General features: G+C 43.6%; 8 protein-coding genes. All 8 read right to left on the bottom strand.

Annotated elements, in window-relative coordinates; all coding sequences use genetic code 11:
• Window positions 1-87: 87 nt before the first annotated feature.
• Window positions 88-1,827, bottom strand: coding sequence for an alpha-L-arabinofuranosidase (locus ACFS6H_RS10695; protein WP_386098152.1), 1,740 nt, complete (start codon window positions 1,825-1,827; stop codon window positions 88-90).
• A gap of 14 nt (window positions 1,828-1,841) precedes the next feature.
• Window positions 1,842-3,092, bottom strand: coding sequence for an AGE family epimerase/isomerase (locus tag ACFS6H_RS10690; protein ID WP_386098150.1), 1,251 nt, complete (start codon window positions 3,090-3,092; stop codon window positions 1,842-1,844).
• The gene (locus ACFS6H_RS10685) at window positions 3,079-4,293 is read right to left on the bottom strand and encodes a glycoside hydrolase family 130 protein (protein WP_386098148.1); all 1,215 of its coding nucleotides are present in this window, start codon (window positions 4,291-4,293) and stop codon (window positions 3,079-3,081) included. Before ACFS6H_RS10685 ends, ACFS6H_RS10690 begins: the two co-directional genes overlap by 14 nt.
• A gap of 11 nt (window positions 4,294-4,304) precedes the next feature.
• Window positions 4,305-5,699: an MFS transporter gene (locus ACFS6H_RS10680; RefSeq protein WP_386098146.1), complete on the bottom strand. Its 1,395-nt coding sequence runs from the start codon at window positions 5,697-5,699 to the stop codon at window positions 4,305-4,307.
• A gap of 106 nt (window positions 5,700-5,805) precedes the next feature.
• Window positions 5,806-6,942 (bottom strand): glycoside hydrolase family 26 protein, encoded by a 1,137-nt coding sequence (locus tag ACFS6H_RS10675; RefSeq protein ID WP_386098144.1) that lies wholly within the window; start codon window positions 6,940-6,942, stop codon window positions 5,806-5,808.
• 206 nt (window positions 6,943-7,148) lie between these two features.
• Window positions 7,149-8,195 (bottom strand): IPT/TIG domain-containing protein, encoded by a 1,047-nt coding sequence (locus tag ACFS6H_RS10670; protein WP_386098142.1) that lies wholly within the window; start codon window positions 8,193-8,195, stop codon window positions 7,149-7,151.
• Between the two features lie 39 nt (window positions 8,196-8,234).
• A complete protein-coding gene (locus ACFS6H_RS10665; protein WP_386098140.1) occupies window positions 8,235-9,818 on the bottom strand; it encodes a RagB/SusD family nutrient uptake outer membrane protein in 1,584 nt (527 codons plus the stop codon).
• A 27-nt stretch (window positions 9,819-9,845) separates the two neighbouring features.
• Window positions 9,846-12,992, bottom strand: a complete 3,147-nt coding sequence (locus ACFS6H_RS10660) for a SusC/RagA family TonB-linked outer membrane protein (protein WP_386098138.1) — start codon at window positions 12,990-12,992, stop codon at window positions 9,846-9,848.
• Window positions 12,993-13,014: the final 22 nt, after the last annotated feature.

Raw genomic sequence — 13,014 nt, 5'->3', positions numbered from 1 at the left:
TTTCACAAACAACCGCTGCATTCATTATTGATCATACCATCTCAGCGGCTTTTGATCAGCACATTACCAAATCGTCACATTAGCTAATTACTTTTTGTCCACCCCAATAAACACCGCCGCCCTTGCCGGTACTGTTAGTTTAATACCATTGGCAGTAACGGCTGCATTGGCAGGGATTGTTAAATAATTATCCGGGCCACCTGCCGCTAATGCTGTTGTACTACCATTTACCAGTACCTTACGGGAGAATTCGCCGTTATCGGTACCACCGGTGAGGGTGTACCAATAAAAACGATTTCCTTTTAAAAAATTCTTTATCACTATTTCTACCGGTTTGGCACTGGTTCCTGTATTTAATAAAGTAATACCCATTTGTCCCGAAGTAAAGGATGAAGCATAGGCTTCCAGCTCGGTATGGCTGCTGGTCACCGCGACGGTTTTATCGCCCAGGAAACGCTGGAAGAAATACATATGGTAAAATGCCGGCCTTGGCGTCCATTTAGGAATACCATCTGCCTCATCGCCCTGGCTGAACCAGCCATGATCATTACCATTTTCCCAGGCATTGGCCAGGTCCCAGCGGGAGGCAAATCCATATTTTTGTTTTAAGAGTTCTGACAATACTGATACGGCATGTAACCCACTTACGTGAGATACCATTTGTTTAGAGCCCACCGCAAAAATGTTCCATTCATCTAAGGCAACCGGTTTCTCCGTTACACCATAGGTTTGCAGCTGCTGTTTTACATATTGCATCATCTGTTTGGTATTGGAAGAGCCGGTAGCTAATATCTCTGCTGCTGTTGAATTGGTATTATAGGGTGTATAATAACTATGGATCACATAATAATCCGGGGTATTGGCAACACCAGGTATCACACCTGCATTCCAGTTTTTAAAAGTATTGGTTTCCCAGGAAGGAGCCGGAGCTTCCAATATCACCGCACCGATATAAATTGTTTTTCCAGTTTCCTGTGCCGCCTTACGCATAGAATCGGCAAATACCTTGAAATGTTGTGCATACAAAGCACCCGTAAGGTATTCAGGCTGCCCGTCTTTATTGTCGGCCGTAGCAATACGGTAACCGGCTTCCCAGCTACCAAAGTTTTCATTCCCTACTTCCCAGTATTGTGTACGTCCATTATCATAACGCACCCAGTCTGCTGCCAGGTGTGCTGCTTCTGCTACGGGGTTAATACCCTTACCATACCGTGCAAAGCCATAGTTCACCGTGATCAGTCCTTTATTGCCGGTTTGCTGTAACATATTGTAATAGTTATCTACTGACAGTGTCCAGTCAGCAGTGTTTTTACCAAACCAATAACCTGCATCTTCCACCGCACCATCGGCTTTCACCAGTTTAGCAGGTGCATTTACTGGCGGTGTATTGGGTTGTGCATTCCAGAAAAAAATATCACTGATACTTCCGCCCGGGAAACGGATATAACCGGGTTTGTTTTTTGTCAGGTGATTGATCAATACAGGTTGGTTCACTAATTGTGTCATCCAGGTATTGGCATTATTACCAAATAATGCGGGTGATACTTTACTGATCACCTCGCTTCGGTCAACAGTAACTGTATAACTGGTGGCAGCAGGTGGCATAACCGTATTAGTGGCTGCGGGAATAACAAAAGTTTTGGGCTGCCAGTCATTCATGAAGAATCCAATGGTTGCTGCAAGAGCGGGATCATTTTGTGGTTTTATCTCTTCATCCGGCGGGTCCACAACCGGCGGCACAGCGCCACCTTTATTTTTATTACAGGCCATTGTTGCCAGCCATAACAGGCAGGCAAAACAGTACCTTGTATAAAATTTTAGTTTCATTGTATGGCAAACATTTAAGTAACCGGCTGATGTTTTTGCATCCTGCCGATCAGTTGTAAACAGGCACGTACATTATGGTAAGGACATTTCCAGAAACCGGCTTTAGGCTCATAGAGTAATTGTCCTTTTTCATCAATACCCCAGAACCACTCACCCTTTTCCGTATCGATTAAATACTGCTGTATAAATTGCCAGCTCCTCCCACATAACTGCACATATAATTTATTGCCGGTAAGCTGGTAGGCATTGTAAAAGCCCACCATGGCTTCTGCCTGTACCCACCAGTGCTTTTGCCTGTTTATTGTTTTACTGCTAATATCCAACTCATACCATAAAGCACCATCCTTGTCCACCCAGTTCAAGGTAGTTTGTGCCATTTTCACAGCCAGGCTTTTAAAATACTGCGTATGTATACTGCTTTCTATCACTTCAGCACAATGCTGCAATAACCAGGCAGCTTCTATATCGTGTCCGAAGGAACAGACAGCGGTCTGCGACTGCCATTCCCTGGTAAAAAATAGTTTTAAATGATATGTATTCCTGTCAATAATGAATTGATCAAAAATGGTGAGCAGGTTTTTGATATTTTTTCGTAATTGTTCATCCGGCCATACCTCATATAAATTGGCATAAGCTTCCACTATATGCAAATGGGTATTGGTTGTTTTAGGTGTATTGCTGTCCTTATCGGAGAGCCGCAGATCTGCTATAACTGACCAATCCTCCCGGAAAGCTTCGATATACCCTTCACCGGTTATATCCCTGGCATGTGTTTCAATATTGTTGTAAAGATCAATCGCCAGCTGTAATGCCTGATCACTGCGGGTAAGCTTTACGTATTCACTTAATCCATAGATACAGAAAGCTATACCATACACCTGTTTTTTTGTATCCAAAGGCTTGCCGGCGGCATCTACCGACCAGTAAGCGCCGCCATGTGTAAGATCAATAAAATATTGCTGTATATAATCAAAAGACCGGTCTGCCGCTTCTTTATACTGTTGATTGTATTCATGTGTAGCAGCAGCGGCAAATGCCCACAAAATGCGGCTGTTCAATACCAGCCCTTTAGGAGCTGTTGTGTCCGGTATATTGTCGTTGGTTACCGAGCCATAAAAACCTCCGTTGGTCTCATCAACCGTATATTGCAACCAGTACTGCAGGATGGCCCGCAATTCCTGTTGAAACTCATGCGTAAATTGTTCCGGCGCTATTACACCGGCAATGTTGCCCGTATTGCTAATATCTTGACTAATGGGTTCCATTTACACTGGTAACTGTTTTAAACCTTGGTATAAAGGCCTTGTTTTTATTAATAATCGTATGGATGGTTTGTACGGTGGTATAAGAAGTAAAGCCATCCGCCGGAGCATTCATCACATAATCCACCAGCCGGTCGATGGTGGAAGTAGCCACATGGATCCGGGTATCGGAAGAAGCATAGTAAATGAACACGGTGCCATCTTCATCGGCTATCCAGCCATTATTAAAAACAACATTGGATACATCGCCGATTCTTTCTTCGCCTTCAGGCGCTAAAAAATAACCGGCCGGTTTATATATCACTTTGGTTATATCCTGCAGATCAGTCATAAACATATACATGACATACCGCAGCCCCGCCGCTGTATTACGTACACCATGTGCCAGGTGCAGCCAGCCTTCTGCCGTTTTAACAGGAGCAGGTCCCAGGCCGTTTTTCAATTCGGAGATAGTGTGGTATATTTTCCTGTCAATGATCACTTCATCGGTCACCACAGCATGTTCCATATTACCGGCAAGGCCCAATGCGATGCCGCCCCCGGAACCCGCTTCAATAAAACCATCCTGCGGACGGGTATAAAAAGCATACTGACCATTTACAAATTCGGGATGCAATACCACATTACGTTGTTGTGCTGAATTGGTTACCAGGTCATCCAGGCGCTCCCAGTTAACCAGGTCCCTCGTACGCACAATGCCACATTGGGCAACTGCTGCAGACTGATCTGCTTCGGGTGCTGACGGGTCGCGGCGTTCGGTACAGAATAATCCATAGATATACCCGTCTTCATGTTGCACCAGGCGTATATCATAAATATTGGTATCAGGTATATTGGTCTCAGGTATCAATACAGGATAGTCCCAGAATTTAAAATTATCAATACCATTGGCACTTTCGGCAATTGCGAAAAAAGATTTCCGGTTCACGGCTTCTACCCTGGCCATGACCAGGTATTTGCCATTCCATTTAATGGCACCTCCATTCAGTACCGCATTGATACCAAAACGTTCCTGTAAAAAAGGGTTAGTGTTTTTGTTAAGATCATAACGCCAGAACAAAGGAGCATGTGCAGCGGTGAGTACGGGGAATTCATGCCGTTCGTACACTCCGTTACCATTTGCCACAGGCCTGTTTTTCCGGGTAATCAGTTCATCATGTTTTTGTTGAAGCGCTGACAACCGCTGTTCAAAATTGCTGTCCATACTATTGTATTTTAATCTTGTGTGGTGGTTCCGTTACGTGATGCCAGTGCTGTGGATACTTCAGCTACTTTTTGTTCATGCAACGGGTAAAAGAAAATGATGATCACTGCTATGGCTGCGCCGGCAGCCGGTAAAAAACTCAACATATATTTAATTCCTTCCAGGCTGCTGGTGCTCTGTACTACATTGGCCTTAAAGCCAAAAGAAGCCAATAACCAGCCGGTGGCTGCACCGCCAATCGTCCAGCCGAATTTCTGGGCCATGGACGAGGAAGAGAATATCAACCCGGTAGCCCTCCGGCCGTTTCGCCATTCGGAAAAATCAGCTATATCGGCATACATCGACCATAATAAAGGGAAAACACTCCCTGCGCAAATACTGATGATACATTGCAGCAATAACATGGCCCCTACATTTGTTCTGTCCAGGAAATAAAACAGAATACTTAAACTAGCCGCCAGTACGTTGGCCGTAAAGAAAACCTGCTTTTTACCAAACCGGTTTGCCAATGGCGTGGCCAATACTACACCAATGATATTGGAGGCCTGGCCTATTACCAGGTATAAGGTAGTTAAAGATAAAGTGGCCGACCACAAACTATAACTATCCTGTCCCACTACCCCATCACTTACATAATATTTAAAATAGTACACTGCTGCCCCGTCGCGAATGGAATTAAATACCAGGGCCGCAATGGCTGCCACCGACAATATCCACCAGGGTTTATTGGCAAACAGGTCCTTTATATCATCTTTTAAAGAAGCTGCTTTCTCCACTACAGGCTTTACCCTTTCTTTGGTCAGGTAAAAGCACCCCCAGAATAACAATACAGCCACCAAGGAAAACACGACCATGGCCCAAACCCATCCCGATGATGAGACCATTGTACCATTGCCAAAGTTTTTCACCAGCGGTTCAATACCCCAGAGCGCTACCAGGCTGCCACCAAAAGCGAATACCATGCGATAGGAAGACAGTGCATTCCGGTCCCTGGTATCGGATGACATTACACCTAATAAAGAAGCATAGGGCACATTAATGAGTGAATAGATCATCATCATCAGTGAGTAAGTAATATAGGCATAGATCAATTTACCCGTTTGTCCGAAATCAGGAGTATAAAACGTGATCACGCCTATCAAGCCGAATGGAATGGCGATCCACAATAAATAGGGTCTGAATTTCCCCCATTTCGATTGTGTCCTGTCAGCCATTACCCCCACCACCGGGTCAAAGAACGAATCCCATATCCGGGTAATTAAAAACATGGTGCCTACTACAGCCGCATCCAATCCAAAAACATCTGTATAAAAGAACAGCAGGTACATGCTGAATACTTTCCAGAACATGGAGGATGCCGCATCGCCTAAACCATACCCTATTTTTTCCTTAAGTTGTATATACATATCCTTCTTGTCCTGAAAAATGAATTAAACAATAAAAGCTGCCTGCTGAGAACAACAGGCATTCCTTTTTCCGATTGCATGAGAAAAATAAAAGCCCATATACTGCTTATTTATACAAGCTTTGTTCACTAACTGATTGCTGAAAAAAAGTTTTATCCAACTTATAAAAATCCAAAAAATCTTTTTCCGATACCTGTCCTTTATAAGGGGCATAATAATGCATGGTATTATTCCATTTGGCCAGGCCATGATTACGCCATAACAGCACATAAGAAGCATCATGTTTTTCCATCGCTTTCCACAATACACCGGTCCACCAGGCAGGGTAAGGCACGGCTTCATAACCCGTTTCAGTCAAGGCATGCAGCTTGTTTTTATCTTTTGCTATTTTGCTTACTATCCCCATCAGCTTGTCTACATTGGTTATAAAGGCATTGCTTGTTGCCGGATCATCATATTGGTAGGCATCAAAACCCAGCATATCCACTACATCATCACCGGGATATCTTTCCAGGAACCCGGCTTCGGATTGTACATCACCTGCCGTAGAATACACCCATAAAAGATTATTTAACTTTTTTACGTCCTGTAAATAGTAAACGGTAAAACGCCATAAGGTTTTATACTCCGCATCTGTAACGGCATTTTTACACCACCAGAACCAGTTACCCGTGTGTTCATGATAAGGCCGGAATAACACAGGGATCAGTTCACCCTGGTTGCCTTTTAAACTTTTAAAGAACTGGGCCAGTTTATCCAGCCAGCTTTTATATAAGCTATGATTGGCACCACCGGGTAAAATACTCGTTACGGTACCATGCGTAGTATCCCAGGAGCCCTTTTCAGCACCTAGTGGACTGCGTGCATGCCAGCTGATGGTATTAACACCGCCTCGATCATAAACCTGTTTGATATAAGTCCTCATTTTTTTAAAGGGCACACCGTCCAGGTTGTTCTCATTCCCCATTTCAATCCCACCCACATCCCAGCCATATACAGCCGGGTGTTCGCCGGTTACATCTTTTATATCACTCCGGTCATTTTCATAACGCCAGGTTACGCCATAAGCCAAAGCATCCTGGTGACCGAACATAACTGCTTTACCTTTTAATGCATGCAGGTTTTTATACAGGTTAACAGTTTGTATATTGGCGTTTTTAGCCGATGGCAATACCTGGGCCAAACTACTGCAACCATAACCGATCAATACCATAAAGAGAGCCGTACAGAATATATATCGCATGCTATAAAAATAATAACTCAGTTAACGATGGACAATAGGGAATTTATAATGGACAGTTGACAATGGACAGTTGACAATGGACAATTGACAATTGATAAATAGCAATAGGCAATCCAGGATGTATCATCCAGCTTTAGATCTTCAATTCATAACGCCTAATTCATCATTCTTCATTTATAATTCTCAAAGGCTGGAATCATATTGATTTATTTGACGAACATGATGTTATCGTAATACATTACACCGCCTGTAGCACCCTGTATCTGTAATTTGATTACACTAACGGAATTTAAACCGGGATAAAAAGCTGTTAGGTCTTCTTTGATATTTGTCCATTTTTTAGCCGGTATGCTCAGCGATTTTGTTTTTTCGCCACTCCACCCGTTGCCATTGATACTCAGGTTAACGGTACGCTCGGTTTCTTCCCCTTTTACCCAAAAGGATAAATATTTTGTACCGGCAGGCAGTACCAGGTCCTGCCACATACCTATTTGTAACCCTCCGTCCTTATCATAGGTTGCCTTCAGGCTTTGATTACCCATTATTTTAAAATCAGTGGAAGGGGTATAGCTACCGCCCCAGGACCAGCTTTGAGCCGGATCGATGAAGTCTTCCAGAAACACATGTGTAGCTACATCTACATTTAAAAATTCCTGGCTCGTGATCAGCTCACCGGTAACATTGGTAACACTTAGTTTTGCCCTGCTGACGGTTGAGGCAGGCATGGTAAGTACCAGCTCTTTTTTGGTGGCCGATACAATGGTTGCTTCATCGGTAGTTCCCTGTAATAAAACTTTTGTAACATCATCCAGGTTATTACCAGTCAAAGTAACCGTACTGCCGGCAGAAAAATCTGTTGGAAAAGCCTCATCCACCACCGGGAAGGCCAGTGCATTAAATGGTACTGACAGTGTTTTACCCGCGCCATTGGTCAACACTATATTTTGCGGGCCTCCATTTACCTCATTCGGCACGCGGAATATAATATTGCCGGGAGAATTCAAAGTAGGATTAAACGATGCCACAACATCACCTTTATCAAATACAATGGTGCGTATATCCCCAAAACCATTACCGGAAATAGTCACCATGGTACCACCACCGCCTTCTTCAGGAAAAACACTTTTAAAAGTAAGGTCACCCGATTTATAACCAGGCGTACCATCTTTATCCTTTTTGCAAGCGGTTAATAATATACTTGCCGTTAACAGGTATACCCCCAGCTGTCTTAATGCAAACAATATTTTTTTCATACGCTATTATTTAGTCGTTGTATCTCTGTTAAGTAAATTTTAATAATAAGGTACTGGCGCTTCCAGTAAAGCAGGGTTGGCCAGTGCCTCTGTAGCCGGTACAGGCAGGTCCATATCATCGTCCTTTGCGTAAGCCGGCGTTATGTATTTACTGAATTCCATAGTGCCCCTGTTTTGTGCCTGTATTAAGGCTTTCGCTTTTACATAACCCTGGCGTTTAATATCAAACCAGTAATCTCCTTCAAAAGCAAACTCTACACGACGCTCGTGTAAAATATCATCATTGGTAATGGCACTTTTAGGTTGCAGACCGGCACGCTCCCGTACTTCATTAAAAGCTGCCAGCGCATCGCTATTACTGGTAGAAGCTGCTCCGGCCAGGATAGCTTCCGCATAAATTAACAGGACATCAGAATAACGCAGTAACATGGTATTGATACCCGTGTTCATACCCAATACCGGCTCGCCGCCATAAGAAGCACCAGGCCCTACAACGTATTTTGCAATGTTTGAGCGGGTATCATTTTTTTGACCACCTGCGCCACCCGCAGGTTGCAGGGTATCATATTTATAGCCGTTTGCCATAAAGTTGTCATAATCTGCCGTACCGGTTTTAGGCTTCCATGCCGGGTGCGACCAGCCATGTGTCATGATGGAACCGCTTTTACGCAAGTCGCCTGACTCATAGGCATCACGCATATCAATAGTAGGTGCATATAATTCCCACATACTGGCTTCGGTGGTTTGCAAATTACCCGGGCCGCGGTCCGGTTGCTTCTGGCTGCCCGTACCCCAGGGGTTGGTCGCTAATTTTTTTTGTATGGCAAATATTGACTCTGTACTGTTATTATTAGCACTGCTGTTAAACAGTGAACCATAATTATCTAACAGGGTATATTTTTTCGAATCAATTACTTCTTTGGCTTTTACACGTGCATTGTCATAATCTTTCATATACAAATACACTTTTGCCATCATGGCTTTTGCCGCATATTTTGTTAAACGTCCCGGTACATCTGACTCGGGCAGGTCTTTTTCCGCAATTTTCAATTCCTCGATAACAAACTTCAGCACATCGCCCTTCAGGTAACGCGGAATTTTGAAATTACCTGAAAGCGCCACTCCGGCCGGATCTGTTACAATAGGAACATGTCCCCATATACGGGTAATATAGAAATATACAGTGGCCCGCATAAAATGACATTCGGCAATAGCAGGATCAATAAATGACGCACTGGTACCGGAGGCTTTTTTCTGTTCTAATGCTTTAATGTATTCACTTGACCAGCCCCCGATTTTGTAAAACACTTTCCAGGCCTCGGCTAAACGTGCCGAGCCGGAAGTTAATGTGAGATTTTTAAACGGAGCATCATCCGCGTTGCCGTCGCCGGTGTATGAATTGCCGGCCATAACATCACCGATACAGTCCATTGCACGGTTATCGTACCCTGACCATGGGATACCATATAAAGTAGCGGTAAGTCCCCTTACTTCAGAAGCCGTATTATAATAGTTTGATAAAGTAGTGCCATCTAAAGCCGGACGGTCAAGAAAGCTTTTTTTGCAAGACACTGCCATCACCGCAGGAATGCATAAAGCATATATTAATTTACTTGGTTTCATAATCTTTTCTTTTAGCAATCGTTTAAATTAAAACTCAATGTTTGCACCTATTGTAAATGTGCGTGGATTAGGATAGTGACCCACATCTACATTGGTTAAGCGAAAATTATTGTTAAACGAACCAATTTCAGGGTCTAGGCCGGTGTATTTGGTAAACGTGTGCAGGTTTTGTACAGAAAGATAAAAACGCACATTTGTCATTAACAGTTTGCTGGTATATTTAACCGGCACCCTGTATCCCAGGGTTATATTCTGAATACGCAGGTAAGAGCCGTCTTCCACATACCTGTCAGATATCTGGATATTGTTATCAACACCCGCTACATATCTTGGCAGGCTACCATTGGTATTATTTTCGGTATACCTGTCAAGTACTGTACGGGACTGGTTTAAATAAGGAACGTCCATACGTTCTGTTCTATGTCTTAAGAAATTAAAGATCTTAGCGCCGTAACTTCCCTGTAGAAAGATGGCCAGATCAAAGTTTTGATAGGTAAAGTTGTTGGTAAAGCCATAAGTGAATTTAGGCAAAGGACTGCCAATGTAGGTTAGGTCATGTGCATCAATAATACCATCGGGCTTACCGTTGGGGCCACTGATATCTTTGTACCGTACATCACCCAGCCATATCCTGTCCTGTGCAATGGGTAAATTAAACTGTGGTAAACTGTTATCCAGGTCGGCCTGTGTACGAAACAGCCCATCGGTTTTATAACCAAAAAATGAGCCTACCGGGTAACCGGGATCGGTATAAGTGATCGTATAACCATCATAATATACTTTGCCCTGTAAACCGGCAGTCGAGTTGTTCATCTTCTCCAGTTTGTTTTTATAGTGCGAGAAGATCACAGTGCTGCGCCAGTTAAATCCTTTTTTATCAATCACGGTAGCATTCAGGCTGATATCCACACCCGTATTGCTCATTTGTCCAACATTCACAACAGGCGCTTTCATATCGTCCCAGTTTTCGCCTAAACCAATAGTAGTACCACCAACACCAAACATCAGCATATTGGTGGTTGTTTTTTTGTATACATCTACCGTTAAAGCAATGCGGCTTTTAAAAAACGATGCATCTATACCGATGTTTTTTGTTACAACGGCCTCCCAGCCCAGGTCCGGGTTTTGTGAAGTGATATAACTGGCCGTATCAAAACCTACCGGGCCAGGCCAGAATAAAACATTTGCTGTATAAGGCGGGTTGGGTGCTCCGCCAGGCAGGTTTTGATTACCTACGGCTCCATAACCGATACGCAGCTTAAGATCGTTAACTACCGGTTTTATAGATTGTGCGAAACTTTCGTTGGTAATATTCCATGCAACAGAGCCGCCGGGGAAATAACCCCACCTGTTATTGGTACCAAAATTAGAGGCACCATCGGCCCTTAAACTCAGGTTAATAAAATAACGGTTATCAAAGGAGTAAGTACCCCTTGCAAAATAGGATTCCATGGCCCAATGTCCTTTACCACCACCTAACTCCCAATCCGTTGGTGTGGTGCTGCCGGCGTTCAGATCCAGGATATTGTTTTGCAGTTTTAATTTTTTACCTGAGATGCCTTCATAATAAGAGTATTGTGCTTCGTGACCGAGTGTTGCCGTAATACCATGTTTGGCTGTGTACTTTTGATAGTTCAGGTAATTACGCAAAGCCCAGTAATAGCTATTGCCCCTGTAATCGGCCAGCTGGCTCTGTAACTCTGGTCTTGTACCAATTTTACCCGCTTTTTGATAGGCCATATTATTATTCATACCAAGTGAGTAAGCAAATTCATTTTTAAAAGAAAGGCCTTTGGGTAACAGTATATCTGCATACACCGAACCAAAGACCTGGGAACTGGTATTTTTGTTGCCCCGGAAATAACTTTCGGCTATGGGGTTACTGATATCCGGGCGCTGGCCGTTGTAAATAATATTACTACCGGCAGCCCAGGTACCATCAAGATTTTTAACCGGTGTTAAGGGGCTTAAAATTGCCATATCCCAGATAGCGCCCGGCGCCGCATCTGCAAGGGTTACATTCTGTATACTCCTGGTTACATTAGAGCTCACGCCAATTTTCATCCACCGTTTCAACTCGTGATCCATGTTGAAACGTGTTGTATAACGGGTAAAATCTGAACCGTTCAATGTACCGGTCTGTTTAAAATAGTTACCGGATAAGTAATAGGTAGTTTTATCCTTGCCCCCTGAAAAACTTAACTGGTGATTTTGTATATGCCCGGTACGGAACATTGCTTCCTGCCAGTCTGTTCCCTCACCCAGTATTTCCGGGTTTTGAAATTCCTCCATCGGCACAAGCGACACTTCGTTGTAGTATTTTGCAAATTCCTGCAGGTTCATTAAATCCAAACGCGTAGGCACCCTTGCCTGTCCATAATAAACATCATAGTTTATTTTACCATCACCGGATTTGCCCTTTTTTGTGGTGATCAATATTACACCATTCGCCGCCTGTGAGCCATAAATAGCCTGGGCCGAGGCATCTTTTAAAATATCAATTGATTCTATATCACCCGGATTCAAAGTAGCCAGCACACTGTTCCCTGTTTGGCCGTTTGCACCGCCTAAACCGGAAAAACCGGTTGTTGACCGGGTATTACCGGGAAATAATACACCATCAATAACCACCAGCGGATCGTTACTGTTGATAGAAGTTATACCCCGTATATGCATGGATACGCCGCCGCCCGGTGTACCACTATTATTGGCAATGGATACGCCTGCTACCCGGCCTTGTAAAGCCTGGTCAATACCGGTAACTGGCATATCTTTTAAATCCTTTGCTTTAACCGATGAGATAGCGGTGGTAACGTTGGACCGCCTGGTGGTACCGTAACCAATAACCACAACATCTGACATGGCAGTTGCTGTAGAAACAAGCTTGACAGTGAGGTTATTATTTTTACCTACCGTCACTTCCTGGGTTTCCATACCAATAAAACTAATAACCAACGTATTAGCATTGCCGGGTAATTCAATACTGAACTTACCATCGACATTGGTAGCCGTAGTTTGAGTAGTGCCTTTCACTGTAACACTGGCACCGGGAAGCGTAGTACCTTTTTCATCAACAACGGTTCCCGTAATAGTTCTGGACTGTGCTAACACAAAAGAAGAGAGGGATAGGCATAGAAGAAACAGCCATATCCGTAATAATGGATTTGGTCTCATATAGCAAGTTATTTGTCCAAAT

Source organism: Terrimonas rubra (assembly GCF_042686025.1).
GTDB classification, from domain to species: Bacteria; Bacteroidota; Bacteroidia; order Chitinophagales; family Chitinophagaceae; genus Terrimonas; species Terrimonas rubra.
The sequence above is the reverse complement of the archived record's forward strand: the minus strand, read 5'-3'. Positions and strand labels throughout refer to the sequence as shown.